Source organism: Rhizobium sp. RU35A (genome assembly GCF_900156005.1).
GTDB lineage: Bacteria > Pseudomonadota > Alphaproteobacteria > Rhizobiales > Rhizobiaceae > Neorhizobium > Neorhizobium straminoryzae.
The window spans coordinates 372,951-398,505 of record NZ_FTMR01000001.1 but is presented as its reverse complement, the minus strand read 5'-3'; the positions used below and the strand labels follow the sequence as shown (position 1 = coordinate 398,505).

Here is a 25,555-nt window from a genome sequence, read left to right as displayed (position 1 = left end):
GTACAGCTTTTGCATGACCTGATCGTTTCCATCTGGGGATTTATTGCCGATGCTTCGCACTCTTTACGCCTGGACCATGGCGCTCGCCGCGCGCAAGGCTGCGGCCTGGTGGCTGGCCATCATCGCCTTCGTGGAAAGCTCCTTCTTTCTCGTGCCGGCCGATGTGCTGTTCATTCCCATGGTGCTGGCGCGTCCGCGCCGCGCCTATGTCTATGCGGCGATCGCCACCACGGCCTCCGTGCTCGGCGGCATTCTCGGCTGGGCCATCGGCCATTATGCCTTCGAGGCGGTGGCAAAGCCGGTGCTGGTGTTTTACGGCAAGCTCGACACGTTCGACAGCCTTGCCGCCGCCGTCGACTGGAAGACGATCCTGCTTCTCCTCGTCACCTCGGGCGTGGCGCATCTGCCGCCGATCAAGGTGGTGACGATCCTGTCCGGCGTCGCCAACTTCAATCTCGGCCTGTTCATCCTGTCGGCCATCATCGCCCGCGGCGCCCGCTTCTTCGCGCTGGCCTGGCTGCTCAACACCTATGGCGAGGACATGCGCCATTTCATCGAGAAGCGCCTGAAGCTGATCACCGCCATCGCCGCCGCCGCCCTGATCGGCGTCTATGCGGTCTATATGCTGCGGCATTGAAAAGGGTCTTGACGGCCGTTTCCAGATTGGGAATTGTAGGGCTGGTCATGGCTCACGGGTGGCGCGGTCGGGATGAATGTCATTGCGAAGGCGGCGCTGGTGCGTTTCTGGCAAAAGCAGCCGAAGGGCGAGCCGCAACGGGCCGCAGAGGCCGCGATGACGCAATGGTTCACAACGGCCTCGGATGCCCTTTGGGGCAATTTCGATGACCTGAAACGAACCTTCAATTCGGCCGATTATGTGGGCAATGGCAAGGTGGTCTTCGATATCGGCGGCAACAAGTATCGGATCGTCGGTCTGGTGGCCTACCGAACGAAACGTATCTTCATTCTCTTTGTCGGCACCCATGCGGACTATGACCGCATCGACGTTCGAGCGCTGTAAGGGAGACGGTTCATGGATATAGCGTCCATCCGCACATTGCAGACGGAAGCGGAATATGAGGCTGCTCTGTCGGCGGTTCGCCCCTATTTCGAGGCAGAGCCAGCGGAAGGCACGCCGGAGGCCGCGCATTTCGATGCCCTCGTGCTGCTCATCGAGGAATATGAGGCGCGCCATTTTCCGATAGACCGTGCCTCGCCGGTCGAGGTGGTCAAGGCGGTGATGGAGGCCAACAACTATACCCGCGCCGATCTGGTTGCGGTGATCGGCTCCAAGGCAAGGGCGGCCGACCTGTTAAACGGGCGGCGCGAAATCAATCTCGACCAGATCCGCAAGTTGAGCCGGGCCTGGGGCATTCCACCGGCCGCCCTGATCGCCGAACTCGCGGCCTGAACGCGAGGGCGCGCGGGACACTGTCCGCGCGCCCGGTTCCATCAACCCCGTCTCGGTCAATCCCAGTGCGGCGGGCGCAGGTGGCCGGGGTTGACGATGCGGCCGTCGGGCTTGGCCAGCGCGTGGATCGCCTGCATCTCGTCTGCCGACAGTGCAAAGTCGAACACGTCGAAGTTTTCCTTCAGGCGGCTTTCGGTCGCCGTCTTCGACAGCGCGATCACGCCGTCCTGCTGCACGGCCCAGCGCAGCACCACCTGCGCGGCGGTCTTGCCGTGGCGGGCGGCAATATCCTGCAGTAGCGGGTCCTTCGGCACCCGGCCATCGGCCATCAGGTAATAGGCCGTCAGCGAAATGCCCCGGGCGCGGGCCGCCTCCAGCAGCTTCGACTGGTCGAGATAAGGGTGATATTCCACCTGGTTGGTGGCGATCGGCGCGTCCGAAAGGCTCGCCGCCTCGTTCATCATCGCGATGTTGAAGTTGGAAATGCCGATATGCTTCACCTTGCCGGCTGTCTTCACGGCGTTGAGGCTGTCCATGCGCTCGGCCAAGGGCACGTCGCTTTGCGGCCAGTGCAGGAGCAGCAGATCGACATGGTCGGTCTTCAGTTTCCGCAGGCTTTCATCGACGGAGGCGGAGAAATCCCGGGCCGCAAACTTGTCGACCCAGACCTTGGTGGTCAGGAAGATCTCGTGGCGCGGCACGCCGGAGGCGGCGATCACCTGGCCGACTTCGGCCTCGTTGCCATAGATCTGCGCGGTGTCGATGTGGCGGAAGCCGAGGTCGATCGCCTTGGGCAGCACGCTGCGGATCTCGTCGCCCGGCATGCGGAAGGTGCCGAAGCCGAGGGCGGGAATGTTGGCGCCATTGGCGCTGACGGTGTGCATGGTCACTCCTTGCGGATGGGTTCGGGGATCAGGCGGCGGCGGGCGCCGCGGGGAAGGGGGACCCCTTCTACATGGGGCCCCGAGGGGCAAGTTCAAGCACGTCCGCCGGCGGCTGCCCCGCGCGCGGTTCTGTCGAGCAGGCCGCTTGCGACCGTGAGCCCCAGCGCCACGGCCACCAGGGCCGCGCCGAACAGCGGCGTTGCGCCAAGGCCCAGCGGCGAGTCCACCACCAGCCCGCCGATCCACGCGCCGCCGGCAATGCCGAGATTGAAGGCGGCGATGTTGAGTGCGGAGGCGACATCGACCCCGCCCGGGCGGTAGCGCCGGGCGAGCTGCACCACATAGATCTGCAGGCCGGGCACGTTGGCGAAGGAAAGGAAGCCGAGCGCCGCCAGCGTGACGAGGGCCGCAATGGCGTGCGGGGCGGTGAAGGCAAACAGCGACAACACGCCGGCCTGCAAAGCAAACAGGCCGGTCAGCGCCTTGACCGGATCGCGGTCCGCCAGCCGGCCGCCGCTCAGATTGCCGACCGCGATCGCAAGCCCGTAGAGCACGAGGACCAGGCTGACGCTGCCGGCGGAAAGGCCGGTGATCTCCTGCAGCATCGATGCCAGATAGGTGAAGGTGACGAAGGTGCCGCCATAGCCGAAGGTCGTCATCGCCAGTACCAGAAGCAGGCGGCCGGAGCCCAGTACGCGCACCTGGTCCATCAGGCCGGCCGGTGCCGCCTTCGGGAGCGTCGAGGGCAGGAGCGCCAGGATGCCGAGGAAAGCGATCGCGCCCAGCCCCGCCACGGCCACGAAGGTGGCGCGCCAGCCAAAGGTCTGGCCGATCAGCGTGCCGAGCGGAACGCCCGTGACGATGGCGACCGTCAGTCCGGTGAACATCAGCGCAATGGCCGAGGCCCGACGGTTTTCCGGCACGAGATCGGCAGCAATCGTCGCGCCGACGGAGAAGAACACGCCATGGGCGAAGGCCGACAGCACGCGTCCGACCAGCAGCAGGCCATAGCCGGGGGCAAGGGCGGTGGCGAGATTGCCGGCGATGAACAGCGCCATCAGGCCGAGCAGCAGGGTCTTGCGGTTCAGCCGGCCGCTCAGCGCCGTCAGCACCGGCGCGCCGAAGGTGACACCGAGCGCATAGATCGAGACGATCAGCCCGGCGAGCGGCAGCGTGATGTGAAGATCGGAAGCGACGGTCGGCAAAAGGCCGACGATGACGAATTCCGTGGTGCCGATCGCATAGGCCGCGATCGTCAGGGCATAAAGGGCAAGAGGCATGGGAGGGTCTCCGGAAGGGAAAAGCGTTGCACCGGAGATAGACTGTGGCCCTCTTGTGAACTAGATTGCGCATGAGAACATCAGTTGTGAGGCAAAGTCACAGATGGCGCGTGCCGACATCAACCGGTCCGGCGAGATGGAGGTTTTCGTGCGGGTGGTGGAAACCGGCGGCTTTTCGGCCGCCGCCCGCAGCCTTTCCATGACGCCTTCGGCGGTCAGCAAGCTTGTGGCACGGCTGGAAAAGCGGCTGGATGCCCGCCTCGTCAGCCGTTCCACCCGCCAGTTCCGCCTGACGCCGGAGGGGCGGGATTTTTTCGAGAGAGCAACGGCCATCCTCGCCAGCATCGAGGATGCCGAACGGGCGGCGGGGGCCGCGGTGAAGGCGGTCGGCCGCATCCGCCTCAACACCAGCTCGGTCTATGCCACCCATGTGCTGAACCCGCTGCTGCCGGATTTTCTGGCGCTTTATCCCGGCGTCACGCTCGACATCGCCCAGACCGACCAGGTGATCGATCTGCTCGCCGATCATGCCGATGTCGCGGTGCGCACGGGGCCGCTGAAAAGTTCCAGCCTCGTCGCCCGCAAGCTCGGCGAAACACGGCTGGTGGTGGCGGCAAGCCCGGCCTATCTCGCCAGGACTGGCACCCCCAGGGTCCCGGCCGACCTTGCCGGCCACAACCTCATCTCCTTTTCCTACAGTCGCAGCATCCGCGAATGGCCCTTCGTGGTGTCCGGGGAGACGGTGACGGCGGTGCCGTCCGGCGCGGTGCAGGTGAATGACGGGGAGGGCATGCGCCAGCTGGCGCTCGCCGGCGTCGGCATCGTGCGGATGGGGGAATTCGCGCTGGCGTCCGATCTCGCCGCCGGCCGTCTGGTGCCGCTGATGGAGGATCTGAACCCCGGTGATCGCGAGGCCTTCTACGCGGTCTATGTCGGGCAGGGCGGGCCGCTGCCCTCGCGGGTGCGGGCGCTTCTCGATTTTCTGGCCGACCGGGGCCGCGTCGGCTGAGCCGTTCGCCGTTTCGCGCAGGGCAGCCATCCCCGGCCTGCTGTTCGCTTGCGTGCGTCCGGGCCGCCGTTCAGCGTCCGGAAGGAAACAGGCGGCGGCCGAACCTGTTGCGCAAAAAGGCGGAGGTTTTGTAGCGCAGGCCTGCCGGCCGTTCGGGATCGACCCAGTCGGATTCGGCAATCATGGCGTCATCGATGCCGAGCGGTCGCCGTTCCACAGGGCGAAGTCCGGTGCCGCCCGGCTGCGTCAGGGTCGCGATCGCCTTCAGCAGCGAGCCGCCGTTGCCGGCGATGGCGGCGGATACCTGTTGCGGCGTCGAGCCCAGATGCTCGGCCAGCAGGTCGTCGCGCCGGAATCGGATCCGCTCCCGCACCGTATCGTCCTGCGCTTCGAGGATCACGTCGCTTTCGGTGTCGTAGCCCATGGAGCGGTTGTTGAGGTTGGCCGAGCCGAGCTTCAGGAGGCGGTCGTCGGCAATCATGATCTTGGCATGCACATAGATTGGCGTGTCTGCCGCATTGACCGGGTAGAAGATGCCGAAGCGGCCGAAGCGGTCAGCCTTGCGGACGATGTCGATCATGCGGCTGCGCGCCGTGTCCATGGTCTTTTCCTCCAGCCAGCCGCTGGCGGTCTTCGGGTTGACGATGACGATCTCCGGCCCGTCCGGCTCGGCAAGCCGTTTCGCCATCGCCTCGGCCACCCGCCGCGAGGCGAAATACTGGCTCTCCACGTAAAGGCTCCTGCGTGCGGCGGCGATGATGGCAAGCGTCGCCGTCTCGATCTCCACCACCTCGCGGCGCTCGCGGTAGCGGGGTGCCGTGCGGGCAATGCCGACCCTGACGCCGGTAAAATCCGGCGACAGTCCGTCCGGCCAGAGATCGGTCACCTCATAGGGGGCGCGCAAGGCCTCCTCCGTCGCCACGCGCCAGCGATCGCGGGCAAGATCGCCGAGTGCACGCGCGGCCGGGCCGGACATGCAGGTGGTTGCATCATGCCAGGGCGGCTCGGCAAAGCCGAAGGGCGAACGGCGCAGCGGATGGTTGTCCCGGTGCTCGCGCGTGTCCCAGCGGCCGACCGTCATGTCGATGCCGCCGCAGAAGGCCACCGCATCGTCAATCACCAGCAGCTTCATGTGGTGGGCGGCCAGCGGCGGATGCGCCCGGTCGAACTTCAGGTGGATCTGGCGCGAGGTGATCCAGCGCAGCATGTGCAGCGGCGTCTCGCCGCGGGTCAGGGAGGCGATCAGTCCCAGATCCCATTTCAGGATGTGGATCCCGAGCTGCGGCGTGCGGCGGGCCAGATGTTCCAGGAAGCGCCCGAGGCGATCCGGCGCGTTCGTCTCCTGCGGTGTCAGGCGGATGCGGGTGTCGAAATCCCAGCCGATCAGGATGATCGAATGGCGGGCTTTGAGCATGCAGTCCCTGGCGTGGCGGAAGAAATCCGCGGCATCGATGATGACCGAAAAACGATCCGCCTCGGCGATGCGCCAGCAGGTTTCTCCTTCCGCCAGTATGGATGTCATGCCCTCTTCCGTTGCCGCGCCAGACCCCCGGCAAGACGCAAGGAAGGGTAAATTTGTTCCCGCAAATTTGATCTCAATCGAATTTACGCCGCATAAATCTGTCATAATGCCCGGCAGAGAGAGTATGAGGGCTGATGCGAATTTCCTGGTGTCTGGTGTGGATTGCGATTCTGGTCGCCATCGTGCTGTGCATTCCGCTGATTGAGCGGAACGCCTTCGAAACCCGCACGCGCGGCTCCGAGACGGGCGAAAACGCACCCCTGCTGCCGGCTCCGCCGCAGCGACCGTGAGGGCGGCGTGAACGCGCGCTGCGCACTTTCCATCAGCGGCGATGATGGGTGCATTCGCCCCGTTTACCGATGACGAACGGCGATGACCGGGAAGGCCGGGCGGGGAGCAATTTTCTTTCGATTGCGTGCCTTCTTCTAAAAATCCCTTGACCGGGCAAGCCTGCGGCGCGTTCATTTCCACCAGTTTTGCACGCGCACGGAGAATAACATGCCTGTCGATACCACGCCCCGCAGCCCCACCTGGACCTTTGTCGACGGGGACTGGATCGCCGGAAATCCGCCGCTGATCGGCCCCACCTCGCATGCCATGTGGCTGGGCTCGACCGTGTTCGACGGTGCCCGCTGGTTCGACGGCATTGCGCCCGATCTCGACCTGCATTGCCAGCGCGTCAACCGCTCGGCGCTTGCCATGGGGATGAATGCCACGATGGCGGCCGAGGAGATCGAGAGGCTGGCGCTCGAAGGCGTCCGCAAGTTCGATGGCAAGACGGCCATCTACATCAAGCCGATGTACTGGGCCGAGCATGGCATGGCGACATCCGTGGTGGCCGCTGATCCGGAGTCTACCCGCTTCGCGCTCTGCCTGTTCGAGGCGGCGATGCACACCGCAAAACCCTCCTCCATCACCGTCTCGCCCTTCCGCCGGCCGAACCCGGAAGTGGCGATGACCGGCGCCAAGACCGGCAGCCTCTATCCCAACAGCGGCCGTGCCATCATCGAGGCGCGCGCCCGCGGCTTCGACAATGCGCTGATGCGCGACATGAACGGCAACGTGGCCGAAACCGCCTCCTCCAACATCTTTCTGGTGAAGGACGGAGTGGTGATGACGCCGGTTGCCAACGGCACCTTCCTTGCCGGCATCACCCGCTCGCGCGTCATCACCCTTCTGCGCGGCGCGGGGATCGAGGTGCGCGAATGCACGCTGACGGTCGAGGATTTCAAGGCCGCCGACGAGATCTTCACCTCCGGCAACTATTCGAAGATCGTGCCGATCAACCGGCTGGACGACCAGGAATTCCAGGAGGGGCCGGTCGCCCGCAAGGCGCTTGCGCTCTACATGGACTGGGCCCGCGCCACGACGAAGGCCGCCGCCTGAGGCGTGCCGGGCAAGCCCGCGCGATGCCGCCGCAAACCCCTTCCCGTCCGGGGAAGGGGGGAGATCGAACCGCGGCCGCGACCGGGTGTTCCCGGCCGGCCGCCGTTTGCCGTCATCCTTCCTGAGCACAGCGTGCGGACCTGCGAAATGGCAAAAATCGCGTACCGTTTTCGGCCCTCGCGTGGTTGCCTCGCGCCGCGTTCAAACCTATGTTCCGCCTCAACATCGCTTCAGGTGTTTTGCCGAAAAGGAGTAAGATCATGGCCTTTGAACTTCCCGAACTCCCCTATGCCTACGATGCGCTCGCCCCGTTCATGTCGGCGGAAACGCTCGAATTCCACCACGACAAGCACCACAAGGCTTACGTGGACAACGGCAACAAGCTGGCTGCCGAAGCCGGCCTCGCCGACCTGTCGCTGGAAGAGATCGTCAAGAAGTCCTATGGCACCAATGCCGGCCTCTTCAACAATGCCGGCCAGCACTACAACCATGTCCACTTCTGGAACTGGATGAAGAAGGACGGTGGCGGCACCAAGCTGCCGGGCAAGCTGCAGGCCGCGATCGACAGCGATCTTGGCGGCTATGACAAGTTCAAGGCCGATTTCGTTGCCGCCGGCACCACGCAGTTCGGCTCCGGCTGGGCCTGGCTCTCGGTCAAGGACGGCAAGCTCGTCATCTCCAAGACCCCGAACGGCGAAAACCCGCTCGTGCATGGCGCGTCCCCGATCCTCGGCGTCGATGTCTGGGAACACTCCTACTATATCGACTACCGCAATGCCCGCCCGAAGTACCTCGAAGCCTTCGTCGACAGCCTGATCAACTGGGATTACGTGGCTGAACTGTACGAAGCCGCCACGAAGTAAGCGGCGCCGGCGCACGACGCCGGTCACAGCCAGGAAATCAGAAGGCTCCGGTTCGCGCCGGGGCCTTTTTCGCGTGGCGGTCTTGGCGCCGAATTCGACGCCGGCGGCGGCACGGCCTCGCTGATGGTGAATGCCACCACCGAGGGTCAGGATCCCACCGTCTGGGTCCGCGCCAACTACACCGTCAAGTTCTGACGCCACAGACCGGACCGCCGGCGTCACAAGGTGCCGGCGCTCCTGGTGATCGGCGGGCGGCTTGTGAGTGAGCGGCATGCTCGTATCGCCGCAGACAAGACCGTCAGCCCTCTGCTGTTGAAACGGGCAGTGTCGCCTATGGCTACCCGCTCTACCGCCGTTCCCGCCAGAGGGAGACCATGAAGCGGTACTTTTTATTTCTTGTATTTCTAAAATATTCAGAAGTGAATGTTGCTGCTCGGAAGCTGAAAAAGCAGAATTTATCCTAAAAATAGGACGTTCTATTTTGGGGCTAATGTATTGCAATGCTTACGGAAAAATATAATCACGGTGAGTGACTGCCCGCCGCACGCGCTATGATTCTTTGTTGTGTACGGGTTTCCCGATGCAAGGTCGGGTCAGGGGTGTTTTAATCAGGTGAAATGATGCAGGGATTTGTTTCAGGAAGGTATTGGTGCGCGGTCTCGGCGCTTGCGCTGATGGTGGGCTGGGGCGGTCAAGCCTGGGCCATGCCGGTTGCTGCGCATGAAATTGTCGGCATGAGCCGCGATGGTTCGGTCTATCTGGATCGTCAGATGGCATACGAGAACAACGATTACGTTGTCACGTATCGCCTGGTTTCCACGGCAAACGGTACGAGCGTGACGATCGAGTTTCCGCCTGGGGCGAATAACCCATACATCGCTGGCATGAGCCCGGACGGCAGTGTCCTTGCTGGCGTCTCTTATACGGACGGTGGCCCGCAAGCCTTCATCTGGAACAATGGTCAACTGACATTTTCCTCTGCGCTCAGTTCGTTTCTCAATGTCGCTGGTGTCAGCAACAATGGAATCGTTGCAGGCACGCAGTTTGATCCTTCGTCATCGAACGCGTTGATCTGGCAGGACGGACGTTTTACGCCTGCCCCGCATGATGGCCCTGTCACCAGTACATCCGCCGCGGCCATCAGCCTTGATGGCTCCACGGTTGTCGGTGAAGTCACGTCATCGGGTGATAACGGCCACTATCATGCAATGGTGTGGAAGCTGGCTGATCAAAGCGTCTTCAATATCGATACACTTTACGATCGGTCTTCGGCAGAATTTGTCAGCCGGGATGGTTCCGTTGTTGCCGGCGAGGGAACCCATTTCGGCCAGGACGATCAAGACGAATATCGCGTGTTCCGCTGGTCCATGCTTGGTGGGATGCGCGACATCGGCACTTTGGGCGACTCTGGTCAATATATGTCGCTCTCGGCAATGTCCGATGACGGCAGTGTTCTGGTCGGCACGGGGGGCGTGCAAAGCGGCGCAGACCATGCCTATCGCTATGTCGCGCCGGCACAGCCGAACGGGACCGGCGAACTGACCGATCTGGGCACGCTCGGCGGTCAAAGTTCATATGCTCGCAATGTCAGCGCCGATGGGCGCTACGTGGTGGGCTATGCCCAGAATGCCGAGAATGTGGATCGGGGCTTCCGCTGGTCGGAAGCAACCGGCATGCAGTCCATCGAGCAATGGCTCGCCGCCGCCAACGTGACCTACAACTATGCCACTGTCGATGCCGAGTTCATCTCCGACGACGGCAATGTCGTGACAGGCCTGACGGACGAGGGCAATATCTACGTGGCGCGCGTCGGCGCGGTGAGCGGCATCATCGATGAGGCCAAGTTCTTCCCCACGGTCGTTCAGGCCGCGTCCACCTCGGTGCAGAACAATGTGGGCAACGCCAATACCATCATGTTCGGCGCACAGGGCAATCCGATGCGCAACCTGCTCAGCGAGGGACAGCGCTCCGTCTGGGGAACGGTCGATGGCGGCTATGACAACAGCGATCTGTCGGAAGGTGGTCTGGCGCTCGGGGAATTCGGCTTCGGCTACGGCATTGCCGAGGGTGTGACGGCCCGCTTCTCGGTGGGCGGCACCTACAGCAACCAGGATCTCGATGCCGGCGGTTCGGTGCGCCAGCGCGGCTACTATCTCTCGCCGGAGGTCTCGACGCATCTCGGCTCGGATGTCTACCTGACGCTCGGCGGCTATCTCGGCCGCAGCAGCATCGATACGGCCCGCGGCTATCTGAACGGTTCGTCGCAGGACTATTCGAACGGCAGCACCCATGCCGATACCTGGGGCGCCAAGATCCGCTTCGACTGGCTGAACGCGGCCAATATCGGCGCAACCGACATCACGCCCTATGCCGGCCTCTCCTATGCCCGCACGAAGGTGGACGGCTATACGGAAACCGGCGGTTCGTTCCCCGTCAGCTATGACGAGACGAAGGACCATTCGACGGTGCTGCGCATCGGTGCCGATTTCGTGCATCCGCTGACCGACACGGTTCGCCTGCTGGCCAAGGCCGAGGCCGACTACCAGTTCGAGAAGCATGCGGCCACCACCAGCGGCACGCTGATCGGGCTCAACGACTTCAGCATTGCCGGGCAGGATCTGAAGCAGTTCTGGGTGCGTGGCGGTCTTGGCGCCGAATTCGACGCCGGCGGCGGCACGGCCTCGCTGATGGTGAACGCCACCACCGAGGGTCAGGATGCCACCGTCTGGGTCCGCGCCAACTACACCGTCAAGTTCTGACGCCACAGACCGGATCGCCGGCGCCACAAGGTGCCGGCGGTTCTGGTGATCGGCGGGCGGTCGCCTGCCTCAGTCCGCCAGCCGTGCCCAGCGCTCGTGGTCGCACCACACGCCGTTGATCTTCAGGTAGCGCGGCGAAAAACCTTCCTTCGAGAAGCCGCAGCGGGAGACGAGCGCGATGGAGCGCCGGTTGCCCGGCTGGATATTGGCCTCGACGCGATTCAGGCCGATCTCGTCAAACGCATGCACCAGCACCCTGTTCAGCGCCGCCGTCATCAGCCCGCGGCCGGCCAGCGCCGCCATGCCGTAATAGCCGAGATAGCAGCTGCGGAAATTGCCGAGCGCGATCTGGCTGAGGTTGAAGACGCCGATGATCTGCTGCGTCGCCGCAAGGCGGGCGATCAGGCTCACATTGGCACCCGTCATCACCTGCCCGTACCAGGCCTCGAATCCCGCCTCGTCGGTTGGCGGCATCACCCAGGGGCGGTGATGCCAGAGGCTTTGCACATTGGCGGCCAGCAGATCGGCGGCGTCGCTGCGCAGCACGGGGCGAAGATCGATCGCCTCTGCGGCGGGAAGGGGGTGCATCATCTCTTTCATGGGCGTCTCCGATCAGGGCACGGCGGTTAAGCCGCAGGGGCGGCGCGGTCAATGGGCAAAGGCACGCGCCACCTGCGAGGTCTCTTGCAGGGTTCCTGTCACAACCGTGTCACGCCAGACCGCTAATGCGACCGCATGCCAAACCAGCCGCTTCTCCGCTTCGGTCTCATTGCCGATCCCCAATATGCCGATCTCGATCCGAACGCTTCGCTCGACCGCCATTTCCGGGCCAGTCTTGGCAAGCTCGCCGAGGCGATCGGGACCTTCGAGGGCGAGGATCTTTCCTTCATCATGACGCTTGGCGATCTCATCGATCGCGGAGCAGAGCATTTCGAGGCGCCGCTTGCCATCTACCGGCGCTCGCGCCACGAATGCCTGTTTTTGCCTGGCAACCATGATTTCCTGGTGGATACCGAACACCTCGGCCGGGTTCACATGCGGCTCGGCATGCCGGCGCCCTATTACAGCTTCGTGCGCAACGGCATCCGCTTCGTGGTGATCGACGGCTGCGAGGAAAGCCTGTTTGCCACCGTCCCCGGCTCGCCGGCCCATCAGGCGGCCACGGCCCGGCTGGAGGCCTTGAAGGCGAGGGGCGCCGTCAATGCCATGGACTGGAATGCCGGCATTTCCGAGCGCCAGTTCGCCTGGATCGCCGGCCAGCTGGAGGCGGCGCGCGCGCTTGGCCAGCGGGTGATCGCCATGGGCCATTTCCCGCTTTATCCCCACAGCGACCATGCGCTTTGGGATGCCGAGGCGCTGGCCGATCTCTTTTCGTCCCAGCCGCACGTGATTGCCTATCTCTGTGGCCATTATCATGCCGGCGGCGTTTCACGGGCCGGACACTGCTGGTTCCTCAATCTCAAGGGTATGGTGGATACGGCGCAGCAGAACGCCTTTTCGACGATCGCGCTTTATGAGGATCGCCTGGAGGTGACCGGCTTCGGCCGCGAGGAAAGCCGCGTCCTGACGCGTTGAGCGGTCTTCGCCGGTGCCACCCCTGTCGCGGCCATGCCTGGCATGACCCAGGGCACGTTGCTTCCGTTTGCCAATCACATCTGTGTGTCTCTGCTTAAACGTCATGTAAATCAAATGCATGCCATGCCATCATGATGCGTCGCAGGAATGCCGGGGTGGGTCCGGCACCGACAGAAGGGGAGACCATCCATGAAATTCAAACTGGTGACGACAGGCATTCTGGCGCTCTGTCTTGGTGTTGGCGCCGTCTATGCCGCGGACGCGCCGCAGGTGGTCCGTCAGGGGCTGATGAAGAAGATCGGCGGCTCCATGGGTGCTCTCGGTGCGATTGCCAAGGGCCAGAAGCCCTATGACGCCGCCACCGTGAAGACCTCGCTCTCCACGATTGCCGAATCCGCCAAGGATTTCCCCAACCACTTCCCGGCCGGTTCCGAAACCGGCAACGATACGGAAGCCGCCCCGGCCATCTGGCAGAACACGGCAGATTTCAAGGCCAAGGCCGAAAAGCTCTCCTCGGATGCGCAGACCATTCTCGCGTCCATGCCAACGGATCAGGCCGGTGTCGGCCAGGCCGTGCAGACGCTGGGCGCGGAATGCGGCGTCTGCCACCAGGCCTATCGCCTGAAGCGCTGAGACGCCTGCGAGCGGATGCACCGCTGCCGGGCCGGCCCCGGCGGCGGCTTTTTCTGTTTTCTGACCTGACCGAAGGGGGAAGGGCATGGCCTCGATCTGGAGCAAATTGGCGCTTGCCGGCTTGGCGGCCGCCGTGGTTGGTGCCGGTGTCGCCTATGCGCTGACAAGGCCCGATCCGCATCCGGCCTCCTATTGGACGGGCCTTGCCGGGCCGGATCTTGCGCATGGCGAACAGCTGTTCTGGGCGGGCGGCTGCGCCAGCTGCCATGCGGCCAAGGGCGCCGAAGGCGAGGACCTGAAGGTGCTGTCCGGCGGTCGCGCGCTGCCCACGGCATTCGGCACCTTCCACGTGCCGAACATCTCCTCCGATCCGAAGGCCGGCATCGGCGGCTGGACGCTCGCGCAATTTGGTGATGCGATGACGCGGGGCGTCGGGCCTTCGGGCGAACATCTCTATCCGTCCTTTCCCTACGGCTCCTATGCCCGCATGACGCGCGAGGACGTCAACGACCTCTTCGGCTATCTGAAAAGCCTGCCGGCAAGCGCCAATGTGGCGCCGGCCCATGAACTGAACTTCCCCTTCAACCTGCGCATCGCCGTGGGCGGCTGGAAGCTCATCTATTTCTCGGATGCGCCGCGCATCGAACTGGGCAATGCCAGCGCGGACGTGAAGCGCGGGCAGTATCTGGTGGAAGGACCCGGCCATTGCGGCGAATGCCACACACCGCGCAATGTTCTCGGCGGTTTCCAGGCCGGCCAGTGGCTGGCCGGCGGTCCGAACCCGGAAGGCGAAGGCCGCATTCCCGACATCACCCCCGGGTCGCAAACGATCGGCAAATGGAGCCAGGATGAGATCGTTGCCTATCTCGAAACAGGCTTCACGCCTGATTTCGACAGTGTCGGCGGCTCCATGGTCGAGGTGCAGAAGAATATCGCCCACCTGCCGAAGAGCGATCTGCAGGCGATTGCCGCCTATCTGAAGGCCGTGCCGGCGCGTTGAGCGCGGCCTTCGTCTTGGTTTCTGCCCGTGGCAGATGTTTGGTGATGCATGGCAGGCCAGAGCGGCCGGCCCTGTCAGAATTCACGCCCAAAGCCTGCCATCTCCGCTTCCGCCTCCGGCGTCCACAGGTCCAGCGCCTTCAGGATCTCCACCGTAAACGTGAAGGGCGCGGTGCCGGGGGCCGTCACGACGCCATCCTCGGACACTGCCCGTGGCTGGTCGCGGTAAAGCGCGCTTCCGGCATAGCCCGGCACCGCCTGGTGGGCTAAAAGCGCATTGCCTGTATGGGCAACGTCGTTCAGGATCCCGGTGCCGGCGAGCGCGCTCGCGGCAGCGCAGATGCCGGCGACCAGCTTCCGTCGGTTGCGAAACGCGTGGACGAGCGGGGCGAGATCGGGTGCGGTGCCTTTCTCCCAACTCATCCCGCCCGGGATTACCAGCGCCTCGAAGCGTTCGGGATCGAGCCCGGCATAGGCGCAATCCGGCGTCACCCGCAACCCGCCCATGGAGGTGACCAAAGCGCCGTCCGGCGAGGCGAATACGATTTCGACGTCGAGAAAGCTGCGGGCGACGGCGGTCAGAAGCGCGATCTCCCAATCGGCGTAATCTGGCGTCAGGGCAATGGCGATTCGGGTCATGCCTGGTTCTCCCATGCGTCATGGCTTTTTGCGTCCGGGGCACGGTCGCCCCGGTCTCTGCTGGCGGAGGCGGGACTTGTCCCGCATCCCTGCCGGTCAGGCCAGCGGCTGCAGGAAGCGCATGCCGGTGACGGGGCGGGCGGTGAAGTCCATCTGCTCGTAGAAGCGGTGGGCGGCGAAATTGCCTGTGGCGGCGGAGACCGAGAGGAAGTCACAGCCCTGGGCGCGGGCACAGTCGCGGGCGCGCGCCACCAGATGCTGGCCGATGCCGTGGCCGCGATGGCCGTCGCGCACGAAGAGATGGTGCAGGTCCATGCCGCGCTTGCCCTCCTGCGCCCTGTAGAGCGGCACCAGAATGGCGTAACCCATCAGGCCCTCACCGCCGTCGGCCACCAGCGCCTGGATCCATGGCATGGGGCCGAACAGATCGCGCTCCAGCTTTTCCGGCGTCATGGCGGACGCATCGCCGTGATGGGCGGCAAGCAGGGCGATCATCTCGTTGAGTTCCGGCAGGTCGCGCGGTTTGGCCACGCGGATATTCACCACGGCCGGGCGGAGAAGGGAGATTTCGGTATCTTCGGGCATTTGCGGCATCCTCTGGTTTTCTCGTGCCGTCAGGTGCCGTCTTCTAACAACAAAGCCGCCTGACGGCGGCTTGTTGACATTGTGATCTGTCGAGCCGCCCGTTACCGGTAGGCCCAAAAATACGTAGCAGCAATGGGTGCGCATTCGATCATCATTCCTCATGCATGCGCCCGATTTCTCCAGGTGTCAAGGGGTGTATGACCTGCGGGGCTGAGGCTGGTATCATTGGCTTGCGCCAACAAGGCGGCCTCCTCGAGGCCAGGCTGCCGCGATTGCGAGGCGCTTTATCGGGGCGATGTGGCGGACGAATAGCCGCTTCAATGCTCGTGTTCACACAATCCGTGGTCGGAGAGCGCCCGGATCACATAGCAATCCTCCACGGTGTGGCCGCCGCAATGGGAGACGATGCGTTCCAGTTCCGCCTCCAGCCGCTTCAGCTGTTCGATCTTCTGGCGCACCTCGGTCAGATGCGCGCCGGCAATCCGGTCGGCTCCTTCGCAGGGCGCGTCCGGATGCTGGCTGAGGGCCAGAAGTTCACGGATGCGGTCGATCTCGAAACCGAGATCGCGGGCATGGCGGATGAAGGTCAGCCGCTCCACGTCGCCGCGCCCATAGCGGCGCTGGTTGCCCTCCGAGCGTTCGGACGGCGTCATCAGGCCCATCTGTTCGTAGTAACGGATGGTCGGCACCTTCACGCCGGTGCGACGGGACACTTCGCCGATCGAAAACATTCCTGCCGCCTTCCTCGCATCACCGCTGCCGAAACGGCCTGGCGCGCCGCGCCAGACCTTTAGTCTCTGGAGATTTCAAACTGGGTGATCCGCTGCCGGATTGCAAGGCCGCGTGACACGGTGAGGCGACGGGGATGGCACGGAAAAGGCGGGCGGGCGACCCGTGGGGAAGGGGACAGGCCGTGGCCCGGCGGAGACCGTCATGCCTCTTCGCCCGCTGCTGTTCTCTCGGATACCCGTCAGCAGGCGTCGTGTGGCCGGCCTTGTTCCTCCGGGACTTTTTCGCACATCGCCCCGGCTTTATGGCGCCGCCGCCAGGCATCTTGCCTTCGATCCCGATCCAGAATAGGGTAGGGGGGTATAGTATTGGAGAGTGCGCCATGTCTCACACCATCCGCGATGGCGAAAAGCTGCTGGCCCGCGTGCGCCGCCTGAAGGGACAGATGGACGCGGTGGAGCGGGCGCTGGTGGCCGAAAAGCCCTGTGGCGAGGTGCTGCAACTGCTCGCATCCATTCGCGGTGCGCTGTCCGGCCTCACCGGCGAGGTGATGGAGGCGCATCTGCATGAACATGTGGTGCATGCCGAGAGCGAAGCGGAGCGCGCGGCGGCCGCCGATGAACTGGCAGCGGTGCTGCGCACCTATATCCGCTGACCCCGCCAGATGCGCGAAAGGTGCCCTCGCGCCGATCGCGATCTGCACACCATCCTGATTCAATTGGGAGAAACCCGATGACCACGCATGTCCATGGCAACCCTGACGCCACTGCCTCCCCGATGGGGCACGAGCATGTCTTTCTCGGCCGGCATCATGATCGCAATGCGCGCAAGGTGGGCTTCGTCATCGCGCTGACGGCGGCGATGATGATCGGAGAGATCGTGGCCGGCAGCCTGTTCGGCTCCATGGCGCTGCTTGCCGATGGGTGGCATATGTCCACCCATGCCGGCGCCATGTTGATTGCGGCGGTTGCCTACTGGTATGCACGGCGCGAGGCCAGAAACGGCCGCTTCACCTTCGGCACGGGCAAGCTCGGTGATCTCGCCGGCTTTGCCAGCGCCATTGTTCTGGCGCTGATCGCGCTGCTGATTGCTGTCGAAAGCCTGATGCGGCTGGCTGAACCGGTGCCGATTGCCTTCGGGGATGCGATCTTCGTCGCCCTTCTCGGCCTCGGCGTCAATCTCGTCAGCGCCTGGCTGCTGCGCGACGAGCCGCACCATCACGGCCATGATCACCACCATGAGCACGGACATTCTCATCGCACCGGCCGCCATGTCGAGCATGATCATCCGCATCACGGGCATCCCGAGGCCGGCCACCACGATCATGATCATCACCATGACCACCATGGGCATGCGGCTCACACGGCGCACCGCGGCAACCACCATGGCCATGCGGGCGACAACAATCTGCGCGCCGCCTATGTGCATGTGCTGGCCGATGCCCTGACCTCGGTTCTGGCGATCCTGGCCCTGCTGCTCGGCCGCGCCTATGGCTGGATCTGGCTCGATCCTGTGATGGGCATCGTCGGCGGGCTGGTGATTGCCCGCTGGTCCTGGGCGCTGATCCGGGACACCGCGCGCGTGCTGCTTGATGTGGTGCCGGAGGAGGGGCGACTGGCAGAGGAGATCCGCAAGCGTCTTTCTACGTCGGAAGGGCAGGTCACGGACCTGCATGTCTGGCAGGTCGGTCCCGGCCACCATGCCGCCATCGTGGCGCTGTCGGCATCTGAACCACTGGAGCCGGCGGCCTACAAGGACCGGCTGAAGGATCTCGACACGCTTTCGCATGTCACGGTGGAGGTGAGCCGGGCGGCGTGAGGCGGCTGCGCGCAAGGAACTGAAAGCAAAATTATTGATTGCAAAAAATACAAAAGCACGCAATGATTGCTTTCTGGGCGGTTCATTCCAGAATTGGAGACATCTGATGAACCGGTATATTCTCTCACTCCTTGGCGCATTTTGCCTGGCTCTCACAACGATCGTTGTGCCTGCGCATGCTCAATATGTGCAGACATTCAACAATAATCCGACCCGCAACGCGTGCGCGCAAAACGTAACGGTCAACTTCCAGGATGGGACGAACACCGCTCTGCAGCCCAATGCGGCTGCCGTGACGCTGAACGGCGCGGTCACCAGTGCGACATACATGAATGTCGTTATCCCGGCGACGGACAATACCAGTTTCAACAATGGCTATCGCTGCGTCTACAGGAGTTGCCAGGTTACTGGACAACAGGGAAGCCTGGCGATCGACTGCTATTCGCCAACCAACTGAGGGCACAGGCTGGCCCTCACGTTGACCTCAGACGTTGGCCTGGAACAAGGTCGCCGGGGAGGAGTGTTCCGCCCCGGCGCCGTCAGAATTCGGAATAGACGTCCTCGATGTGTTCGACAGTACCCGGCTGTTGCGGCCGGTTGACGGCCGTGCCGTCCTTGCCCGGGCCGCTGGCGCTGCGGGCGTTTTCCACCGCCCACAGGGCGTTGGCAAGGGAAGAGGACAGCAGGGTGCTGCTGCCCGTCAGCGCAGACGCTGAGCGCTGCGGCTGATCTATCTCACGCTGTTCGGCCGCCGGCTCGGTGCGGCGTTCGATGTTGTAGGAACGCCCCGAATAGCCGTAGCCGCTCAGCCCGCTCTGGATCTGCATGGCTGTCTGTCCGTGCTGGTTATCGTTAAGAAAGTGTTAATCTATCAAGCTTGCGCGAAGCTTGCGGCTTTTCGCAAATGCGAAAAAGGAGGCATTGACAGTCGCGGGCTTGTGCGGGGTGGCTGACTGATTTGCAGGCATTATGCCCGGTTTGCGCGCAAGGATGACCGTTTTGCCGCGGACGGCTCCGGAAACGCCATGGTCATTTTCAGGCGAGCGAGGCGATTCCCTTGCGGGCCGTGCCGCTGGCCGACGGGCAGGGTGCCGGACGCGACTCACCGGCAATGCGGCAGCAGTCGCGGCCCGCGGCCTTTGCGCCATACAGCGCCTGGTCGGCGGCTTTCACGGCGGCTTCCAGGCTTGCGCCGGAGGCCGGGCAGAGGAAGATGCCGGCCGAGAAGGTGAGGCCTGGATGCGTAAGGCCCGGGATCTGGATGTCCTGCAGAACCGCGCGCCAGCGTTCGCAGCAGGCCAGAATCTCAGTCCGGCTGGTGCTGCCGAGATGTATCAGGAATTCCTCGCCGCCCCAGCGGAACAGGCTGTCCCCTGGCCCGAGCGCTGCCAGCAGCGTGGCGGCGAAGGCCTTCAGGACCTCATCGCCGACCTGATGGCCGAAGCGATCGTTGAAGCTCTTGAAGTGGTCGATGTCGAGGATGGCCAGGGCCGACACGCCGCCGCTCGTCTGCTTGGCCAGAAGGTCGGGCAGAATGTTCTGGGCGTGGCGGCGGTTGTAGAGCCCGGTCAGGTGGTCGCGCAGCGCTTCCTCGCGCAGCATCTCCTGGAGGCGCAGATTGTCCCGCAGCCGTGCTTCCAGATCGCGCGAGAGGCTGGCGAGCCGGTTCTGGTCGGCCTTGCGCAGCGAGATGTCTCGCATCACGATCATGCGTCCGCCGGCGCGGCCCCAGGGTTTCAGCGAATGGGTGGAAACTTCGTAGGCATTGCCATTGCCGGTCAGCGTGAGTTCATGCCGTTCGCCGTCGCCATGCGCGGTGCGGGCCAGCAGGGCCGAAAGCTCGGCGGGTTCGCGCAACAGCGCCCCGATCGGATGGGCCGGCAGGCCGGGCAGGGTGGCGGCCGCCGGGTTCAGTTCCAGAATGCGTCCGCTTTCATCGAGAATGATGACGGGATCGGGCAGGATTGCGAAAATGGCCTCGCGGCCGATGGGCGGCACCACGAACAGCCGTCCCAGGAATTGCGCACCCAGCATGAAGGCGCCGGCCCCGACGAACACGAAGGGCGTCGGATCGTCGTTGAACAGCATGAAACCATATTGCGTGTACGCGACATTGGCGACCCAGGGCACCAGGGCCGCAATCAGCAGCGAGAGGATCTGCCAGCGGTGGATGCTGCGGTGGCGGATGGTCAGTACCGTGCCGGTGATGCAGGCCACCGTCATGGTGGAATAGGCAATGCCGAGCGCCGCCCAATAGGCCCAGCCGTGGCGAAACAGCATGGCTTCGGCATCCAGCAGCTCCAGATACATCGCATGGTGCCAGGAATCGGTCAGCGCGATGATGCCGAAGAACGCGGAGATAAGGCCGATCACAACCATCTGTCCCAGCGTTTCCGGCTGGCGACCGCGCGCATAGGTCACGAAGCTCAGCGACCAGTACAGCGGCGTGCCCATGATGCCGAACCAGGCGAGTTTGGTGGCCACCAGCTGCTGTTCGAAATCGGTCACGCTGTGGCGATAGAGCACGCAGCTCGTCCACCACAGCGACATCAGCACGGACAGTGCAAACGCATATCGACCCGGCGCATTGGGCGCGCGCAGGGTGCCGATGATGATGATCACTGCCAGAACGATCGTCGCTCCCAGCAGCCAGACTGACGTCTCCAAATGCCTTACCCCGCCCCGTTTGGGTAATTGTAGCGAATCGGTACGAATTCACAACAAGCATGGCGCGGATTGTTGATCACGAACCGAAAGACAACAGTCTTTGATCGGAAAAATCCCGCCTTGCGAGGACAGTATGTAGCAATTTCGGGCATACACCAGCGTCACGCCGAAGCTGCGCCCGCAGATATATCTTGAAGACGGTTTCTTTCTGTTGTTGCGCAGGTGCGAATACAGGACCGTCTCCGGTAGAGACCGCCGTGTTTATTTGCACGCAGGGCTGGTCCTGTGTCGGTTGCGCGAGAAGGGTTGCCCCGGGCAGGACAGCCGCAGGCGCTCCTCAAGCCCTGTCTGCCGCAGGCGGGAAAACAAGACAATCGTGGGCCCGGGCGGAGAGGGCCGCCCGCGCCCGGAACGTTCACGTCCGGCCTGCGACCTTGATCGCAAAGGCATATTCGAAGGCAATTTCCTCCAGCCGTTGGAAACGTCCGGACTTTCCGCCGTGGCCGGCAGCCATGTTGGTCTTCAGCAGGAAGGGGCCCGCCGCCGGGGCCTGTTCGCGCAGCCGGGCGATCCACTTGGTCGGCTCCCAATAGGTGACGCGCGGGTCGGTGAGGCCGGAAATGGCCAGCAGTGGCGGGTAGGGCCTGTCTGCCACGTTGTCGTAGGGAGAATAGGCGGCAATCCAGCGATATTCCTCGTCCGATTCGATCGGATTACCCCATTCCGGCCATTCCGGCGGCGTCAGCGGCAGCGTGTCGTCCAGCATGGTGGTCAGCACATCGACGAACGGAACTGCGGCGATGATGCCGGCGAATTTTTCCGGCGCCATATTGGCGACGGCGCCCATCAGCATGCCGCCGGCCGAGCCGCCCTCGGCGATGATCTTGTCATAGGACGTAAAACCTTCTGCCACCAGATGGTCGGCGGCGGCGATGAAATCGCGGAAGGTGTTTTCCTTGTGCTCCATCTTGCCGTTCTCGTACCAGGCAAAGCCCTTGTCCTTGCCGCCGCGGATATGGGCGATGGCATAGACGAAGCCGCGATCGGCAAGCGACAGCGTGTTGGTCGAGAAGGAGGCGGGAATGGTGATGCCATAAGCGCCGTAGCCGTAGAGCAGGCAGGGCGCCGAGCCGTCGAGCGGGGTGTCCTTGCGATAGAGCAGCGAAACCGGCACCCGTTCGCCATCGGGGGCGGGGGCCATCACGCGTCGCGTCACATAATCGTCCGGGTTATGGCCGGAGGGAACCTCCTGCGTCTTCAACAGCACCCGTTCGCGCGTTGCCATGTTGTAATCGAACAGCTGCGAGGGCGTCGTCATCGAGGAATAGGAGAAACGGATCACATCCGTCTCGTATTCGGCCGCGCCCTGCAGGCCGAGCGAATAGGCCTCCTCGTCAAAGGCGATTGCATGGTCCTCGCCGCTTGCGCGGTCCATGATGACGATCCGCGGCAGCCCCTCGCGACGCTCCAGCCAGACGAGATGGCGGGCATAGGCCATGTGGGAGAGGATCAGACGGCCCGGCTCATGCGGCACCACCTCCACCCAGTTCTCCTTGCCCGGCGCATCAAAGGGCGCCGCCATGATCTTGAAATCCTTGGCGCCGCCGTCATTGGTGAGGATATAGAAGATGTCGCCGCCTTCGGTCATGGAATATTCCACGCCCTCTTCGCGCGCCGCCACCAGAGCGGGGGCGGCCGTCAGGTCCGTTGTCGAGAGGAGGCGGTATTCGGATGTCTCGTGGTCGTGGATGTCGATATAGATCACATCATCCAGCAGCGAACCGCCGACGCCCATGAAGAAACCCGGATCTGTTTCCTCATAGACCAGCCGGTCGGCCGATTGCGGCTCTCCGAGGATATGGTGGAAGACTTTCGACGGGCGGTGGTTCTCGTCCTGCAAGGTATAGAAGAAGCTCTTGCCGTTGGGGGCCCAGACGCCGCCACCAGCGGTATTCTCGATGACATCGGGCAGGTCCTCGCCGGTCGCGAGATTGCGCACGCGCAAGGTGAAGTATTCGGATCCCTTGTCGTCATAGCCCCAGATGCCGAGCGAATGATCGCTGCAGTGGTCGATGCCGGAAAGACGGAAGTAATCCTTGCCTTCGGCCTCGCGGTCACCGTTCAGAAGCACCTGCTGCTCGCCGCCGTCGCGGGGCGTGCGGAAGTAATGCGCCTGTTCGCCGCCGGTCACATAGAGCGTGCCATAGGCGAAGGGACCATCCTTCATCGGCACGGACGAATCGTCCTCCTTGATGCGGCCCTTCATTTCGGCAAACAGCGTCTTCTGCAGATCCGTGGTGTCGCCAAGCGCTGCTTCCATATAGGCATTTTCTGCCTCCAGATGGGCGCGGATTTCCGGATCGAGAAGCGAGGGATCCTTGAACATGGCCTGCCAGTTGTCGGCGCGCAGCCAGGCATAGTCGTCCGTGCGGGTAATGCCGTGGCGGGTATCGGTGACCGGCCGTTTCTCGGCCTTGGGCGGGGTGGGGAGGTTCTGGAAAAGGGCCTTGGAACGGTGCACGCAAAAACTCCGGCGTCGACTGGAAGGTCTGCCAGAGATAGGCGCCGCTCAGGCCAAGAGCAAGGAGGCCTACTTCTTCTTCGAGCGCTGGCCCGGCAGAACGCCATCACGCCAGCTCTGCCAATAGACAAAGCCGATCGCCATGGCGATCCCGATCACCGGCATCGAAAGCATGAGGATGTGCTCTATCATTGGCTTAATCCCTTCAGGATCGTGCTGCCTACCCAATGTAAGGTGATCCCCAGGGCAAAGCAAGCAAGCGGCACAAGCACCAGCCAGAGCGGATGGATTTGCGCGTCGATGTCGCCGTAGAGGGTGCGAATGGGCGGCGTGATCACCCCGATCAGCATCACGCCGATGCCGATCCCGTTCAAGAAGGTGGCGCGCAGCTTGATCTGTTCCTTGCGGGCGTCCGAAAGAGGCCGCATGCTTTGCCCGTCAGGGTCTGCCTCCGCCATGCGCCCTCCCGTGCCGGCTGGTTTGTCGCCGTTCGGGATTGTTGATCACATTTTGCGCGATTCGTCTTCCGGTAGGTGGTCATTCCGGCACACCTTCCCTAGGTTTCGCTGCGTCCCCCCATGAAACGGAAATGAGATGCATGATACGATCCACTTCCCTTGCCGCGGTGCTGCTGGCCGTCGTGCCGGCCTTGCCCGCCCAGGCGATCGACAATCGCATAGTGCGACAGCTTGATGCCCTGACCCCCGAGGAGAGACGCGAACAGCGTTGCGATATCGAGGCGATGAACCGCATCGCGCGTGAATCGGAGGGGTTCCGGCCCGACAAGGTGATTGCCTATACCTTTGGCGACACCGTGGAGAAGGGCGACCTGATCCGCGCGCCGGGTGCCGTCTTCCGCAGCCGGGGCGACTGGTATCGCCTGCGCTACAAGTGCCAGACGGCCAATGACGGGCTGGAGGTCAAATCCTTCGACTACAAGGTCGGCTCCAAGGTTCCGCGTGAACAGTGGGAACAGTATTACCTCTACGATTGAGGTCTGCGGTGCCGCAGCTGCCTCAATCGGGCAGTTGCGGCATTGTCTTGCGGTCCGGGAACAGTTCCTGGGCGATCGTCATGACGATCAGCGACAGCGGCAGCGCCAGCATGGCGCCGACAGCCCCCCACATCCAGGTCCAGAACAGGATGGCGAGGAAGACCACGAAGGGGTTGATCTCCCACTGCCGGCCCATGACGGCCGGAAAGGCGAGGTTCTCCATCACCAGATGCACCAGGAAGAACACGGTGGCCGGCAGCAGCGCCACAAGCAGCGCATCATGGGTCATGATGCCGGCAATGGCGACCGACAGCGTCATCACGGTGATGCCGAGGAAGGGAATGAAGCTCGAGAGAAAGGCAAAGATGCCCCACAGGATCGGCATCGACAGCCCGCCGGCATAGGCAATCAGCGTCATCACCACGCCAAGGCCCATGTACATCACGCTGGCGGTTGCAAAGTAATAGCCAAGGACTTCCTCGATCGCATTGGAGATGCGGATCGCGAGCAGTCGCTGGCGTCGCGTCGGAAAGGCCATGATGATGGTGCGGCGCAGCCGGATGCGCCCGTAGAGGAAGAGCAGCAGTGCCGCAAAGAAGATCAGCCCCTGCACGATCGCCGGCGTCAGGCTGCCGGAGACGATGCTGAGGATGTTGCCGCTGTTTTCGATCAGCTTTTCCATCGACATCGGGCCGGTCTCGAAGGTGGCCGGGGTGATGTTGAGCCAGTGATGCCGTTCCAGGAACGGCGTGATGCGGGCAATCGCGCCTTCCAGCACGCGCGGCCCGTCCTGCAGCAGCGTTGCCAAGGGTTCGGCCAGCGCGTTGATCATCAGGAAGATCGTTGCCATCACCAGCGTGGAGAGAATGAGGGCGGTGCCGAAGCGGGGAATGCCGACCTCTCCCATGCGCTCGGCCGCCATGCCGAGGATCATGCCGATGACGATCGCAAGGGTGACCGGCTTGAGGATCAGCGAGAGGTGATGCACCACGGCAAAGCCGATGATCAGGAAGATGCCGATTACCGCCCAGGCTTTCGCCACCTCCAGCGCCTCGCGTCCGAGCGGCATGAATTCGGTGGCGTCGGCGCGGTAGACGGCGATCTCGTCCTGCCGCGCCGCCTCCTGTTCCATCACGCGCCGCCTCATGCTGCCATTGTGCCTGCCGTGGCGGGTCGAAGTCGTAGCCATGTCCGGGGTCCCTCTTGCGCCGCCATAACGCGCGAGAGTTGCGCCGGTTCCGGGCTGCCCGCCAGACGGACCAGAACGGCCGTGGCCTCAGG

The 25,555-nt window shown here is 63.6% G+C and carries 28 protein-coding genes; 15 read left to right on the top strand and 13 right to left on the bottom strand.

What is annotated here, in order from left to right; genetic code table 11:
• The first annotated feature begins 49 nt into the window (after positions 1-49).
• From F3H95_RS02115 to F3H95_RS02105, 3 genes are all read left to right on the top strand, one after another.
• Positions 50-637: a YqaA family protein gene (locus F3H95_RS02115; protein WP_143126891.1), complete on the top strand. Its 588-nt coding sequence runs from the start codon at positions 50-52 to the stop codon at positions 635-637.
• Between the two features lie 72 nt (positions 638-709).
• The gene (locus F3H95_RS02110; protein ID WP_143126892.1) at positions 710-1,021 is read left to right on the top strand and encodes a type II toxin-antitoxin system HigB family toxin; all 312 of its coding nucleotides are present in this window, start codon (positions 710-712) and stop codon (positions 1,019-1,021) included.
• Positions 1,022-1,033: 12 nt separating this feature from the next.
• A complete protein-coding gene (locus tag F3H95_RS02105) occupies positions 1,034-1,411 on the top strand; it encodes a helix-turn-helix domain-containing protein (RefSeq protein WP_149744756.1) in 378 nt (125 codons plus the stop codon).
• Positions 1,412-1,467: 56 nt separating this feature from the next.
• Here F3H95_RS02105 and F3H95_RS02100 read toward each other — a convergent pair whose 3' ends face one another.
• Positions 1,468-2,295: an aldo/keto reductase gene (locus F3H95_RS02100; RefSeq protein ID WP_149744755.1), complete on the bottom strand. Its 828-nt coding sequence runs from the start codon at positions 2,293-2,295 to the stop codon at positions 1,468-1,470.
• A gap of 92 nt (positions 2,296-2,387) precedes the next feature.
• Positions 2,388-3,575, bottom strand: coding sequence for an MFS transporter (locus tag F3H95_RS02095; RefSeq protein ID WP_149744754.1), 1,188 nt, complete (start codon positions 3,573-3,575; stop codon positions 2,388-2,390).
• A 103-nt stretch (positions 3,576-3,678) separates the two neighbouring features.
• Between F3H95_RS02095 and F3H95_RS02090 the strand changes: the two genes are divergently transcribed.
• Complete coding sequence (locus F3H95_RS02090; RefSeq protein WP_149744753.1) at positions 3,679-4,584, top strand: LysR family transcriptional regulator; 906 nt, start codon at positions 3,679-3,681, stop codon at positions 4,582-4,584.
• Between the two features lie 70 nt (positions 4,585-4,654).
• Here F3H95_RS02090 and F3H95_RS02085 read toward each other — a convergent pair whose 3' ends face one another.
• A complete protein-coding gene (locus tag F3H95_RS02085) occupies positions 4,655-6,106 on the bottom strand; it encodes a phospholipase D-like domain-containing protein (RefSeq protein WP_149744752.1) in 1,452 nt (483 codons plus the stop codon).
• A gap of 134 nt (positions 6,107-6,240) precedes the next feature.
• Here F3H95_RS02085 and F3H95_RS27030 point away from each other — a divergent pair, with 134 nt between their 5' ends.
• The 4 genes from F3H95_RS27030 (at position 6,241) to F3H95_RS02070 (ending at position 11,114) form a co-directional block, all read left to right on the top strand.
• Entirely contained in the window at positions 6,241-6,396 is a 156-nt protein-coding gene (locus tag F3H95_RS27030) for a hypothetical protein (RefSeq protein WP_185969916.1), read from the top strand.
• Positions 6,397-6,604: 208 nt separating this feature from the next.
• Positions 6,605-7,492, top strand: coding sequence for a branched-chain amino acid aminotransferase (locus tag F3H95_RS02080; RefSeq protein WP_143126898.1), 888 nt, complete (start codon positions 6,605-6,607; stop codon positions 7,490-7,492).
• A gap of 260 nt (positions 7,493-7,752) precedes the next feature.
• The gene (locus tag F3H95_RS02075; protein ID WP_143126899.1) at positions 7,753-8,355 is read left to right on the top strand and encodes a superoxide dismutase; all 603 of its coding nucleotides are present in this window, start codon (positions 7,753-7,755) and stop codon (positions 8,353-8,355) included.
• A 734-nt stretch (positions 8,356-9,089) separates the two neighbouring features.
• Positions 9,090-11,114 carry an autotransporter domain-containing protein gene (locus tag F3H95_RS02070; RefSeq protein WP_188134267.1) on the top strand — a complete coding sequence of 675 codons (2,025 nt, stop codon included), beginning with the start codon at positions 9,090-9,092 and terminating at the stop codon, positions 11,112-11,114.
• A gap of 69 nt (positions 11,115-11,183) precedes the next feature.
• Here the strand turns inward: F3H95_RS02070 and F3H95_RS02065 are convergent, their stop codons facing one another.
• On the bottom strand, positions 11,184-11,714 hold the full coding sequence (locus F3H95_RS02065) for a GNAT family protein (RefSeq protein ID WP_244617849.1): 531 nt from the start codon (positions 11,712-11,714) through the stop codon (positions 11,184-11,186).
• Between the two features lie 135 nt (positions 11,715-11,849).
• Between F3H95_RS02065 and F3H95_RS02060 the strand changes: the two genes are divergently transcribed.
• The 3 genes from F3H95_RS02060 (at position 11,850) to F3H95_RS02050 (ending at position 14,322) form a co-directional block, all read left to right on the top strand.
• The gene (locus F3H95_RS02060) at positions 11,850-12,689 is read left to right on the top strand and encodes a metallophosphoesterase (RefSeq protein ID WP_149744750.1); all 840 of its coding nucleotides are present in this window, start codon (positions 11,850-11,852) and stop codon (positions 12,687-12,689) included.
• Between the two features lie 189 nt (positions 12,690-12,878).
• The gene (locus tag F3H95_RS02055; RefSeq protein ID WP_143126701.1) at positions 12,879-13,322 is read left to right on the top strand and encodes a cytochrome c; all 444 of its coding nucleotides are present in this window, start codon (positions 12,879-12,881) and stop codon (positions 13,320-13,322) included.
• Positions 13,323-13,407: 85 nt separating this feature from the next.
• On the top strand, positions 13,408-14,322 hold the full coding sequence (locus F3H95_RS02050; RefSeq protein WP_143126700.1) for a cytochrome c: 915 nt from the start codon (positions 13,408-13,410) through the stop codon (positions 14,320-14,322).
• A 74-nt stretch (positions 14,323-14,396) separates the two neighbouring features.
• Here the strand turns inward: F3H95_RS02050 and F3H95_RS02045 are convergent, their stop codons facing one another.
• The 3 genes from F3H95_RS02045 to F3H95_RS02035 all read right to left on the bottom strand — a co-directional run bounded on the left by F3H95_RS02045 (position 14,397) and on the right by F3H95_RS02035 (position 16,276).
• On the bottom strand, positions 14,397-14,960 hold the full coding sequence (locus F3H95_RS02045) for a type 1 glutamine amidotransferase family protein (RefSeq protein ID WP_149744749.1): 564 nt from the start codon (positions 14,958-14,960) through the stop codon (positions 14,397-14,399).
• Positions 14,961-15,056: 96 nt separating this feature from the next.
• Positions 15,057-15,554, bottom strand: a complete 498-nt coding sequence (locus F3H95_RS02040) for a GNAT family N-acetyltransferase (protein ID WP_143126698.1) — start codon at positions 15,552-15,554, stop codon at positions 15,057-15,059.
• Positions 15,555-15,862: 308 nt separating this feature from the next.
• Positions 15,863-16,276 (bottom strand): helix-turn-helix domain-containing protein, encoded by a 414-nt coding sequence (locus tag F3H95_RS02035; RefSeq protein WP_143126697.1) that lies wholly within the window; start codon positions 16,274-16,276, stop codon positions 15,863-15,865.
• A 380-nt stretch (positions 16,277-16,656) separates the two neighbouring features.
• Here F3H95_RS02035 and dmeR point away from each other — a divergent pair, with 380 nt between their 5' ends.
• From dmeR to F3H95_RS02020, 3 genes are all read left to right on the top strand, one after another.
• The gene (gene dmeR / locus F3H95_RS02030; protein ID WP_149744748.1) at positions 16,657-16,929 is read left to right on the top strand and encodes a Ni(II)/Co(II)-sensing transcriptional repressor DmeR; all 273 of its coding nucleotides are present in this window, start codon (positions 16,657-16,659) and stop codon (positions 16,927-16,929) included.
• Positions 16,930-17,006: 77 nt separating this feature from the next.
• Positions 17,007-18,092 carry a CDF family Co(II)/Ni(II) efflux transporter DmeF gene (gene dmeF, locus F3H95_RS02025; RefSeq protein WP_149744747.1) on the top strand — a complete coding sequence of 362 codons (1,086 nt, stop codon included), beginning with the start codon at positions 17,007-17,009 and terminating at the stop codon, positions 18,090-18,092.
• Between the two features lie 106 nt (positions 18,093-18,198).
• Complete coding sequence (locus F3H95_RS02020; protein WP_149744746.1) at positions 18,199-18,549, top strand: hypothetical protein; 351 nt, start codon at positions 18,199-18,201, stop codon at positions 18,547-18,549.
• Positions 18,550-18,631: 82 nt separating this feature from the next.
• On the opposite strand, the gene F3H95_RS02015 is transcribed toward F3H95_RS02020, so the two are convergent.
• From F3H95_RS02015 to F3H95_RS02000, 5 genes are all read right to left on the bottom strand, one after another.
• Positions 18,632-18,919 carry a hypothetical protein gene (locus F3H95_RS02015; protein WP_149744745.1) on the bottom strand — a complete coding sequence of 96 codons (288 nt, stop codon included), beginning with the start codon at positions 18,917-18,919 and terminating at the stop codon, positions 18,632-18,634.
• A 208-nt stretch (positions 18,920-19,127) separates the two neighbouring features.
• A complete protein-coding gene (locus F3H95_RS02010; protein WP_149744744.1) occupies positions 19,128-20,759 on the bottom strand; it encodes a diguanylate cyclase in 1,632 nt (543 codons plus the stop codon).
• A 415-nt stretch (positions 20,760-21,174) separates the two neighbouring features.
• Positions 21,175-23,280, bottom strand: coding sequence for a S9 family peptidase (locus tag F3H95_RS02005; RefSeq protein WP_149744743.1), 2,106 nt, complete (start codon positions 23,278-23,280; stop codon positions 21,175-21,177).
• Between the two features lie 69 nt (positions 23,281-23,349).
• Positions 23,350-23,472, bottom strand: coding sequence for a hypothetical protein (locus F3H95_RS27600; protein WP_280177819.1), 123 nt, complete (start codon positions 23,470-23,472; stop codon positions 23,350-23,352).
• Complete coding sequence (locus tag F3H95_RS02000; protein ID WP_149744742.1) at positions 23,469-23,738, bottom strand: hypothetical protein; 270 nt, start codon at positions 23,736-23,738, stop codon at positions 23,469-23,471. Before F3H95_RS02000 ends, F3H95_RS27600 begins: the two co-directional genes overlap by 4 nt.
• A gap of 131 nt (positions 23,739-23,869) precedes the next feature.
• Here F3H95_RS02000 and F3H95_RS01995 point away from each other — a divergent pair, with 131 nt between their 5' ends.
• Positions 23,870-24,274 carry a DUF930 domain-containing protein gene (locus F3H95_RS01995; RefSeq protein WP_188134266.1) on the top strand — a complete coding sequence of 135 codons (405 nt, stop codon included), beginning with the start codon at positions 23,870-23,872 and terminating at the stop codon, positions 24,272-24,274.
• Positions 24,275-24,296: 22 nt separating this feature from the next.
• Here the strand turns inward: F3H95_RS01995 and F3H95_RS01990 are convergent, their stop codons facing one another.
• On the bottom strand, positions 24,297-25,463 hold the full coding sequence (locus F3H95_RS01990) for an AI-2E family transporter (protein WP_143126689.1): 1,167 nt from the start codon (positions 25,461-25,463) through the stop codon (positions 24,297-24,299).
• Positions 25,464-25,555: the final 92 nt, after the last annotated feature.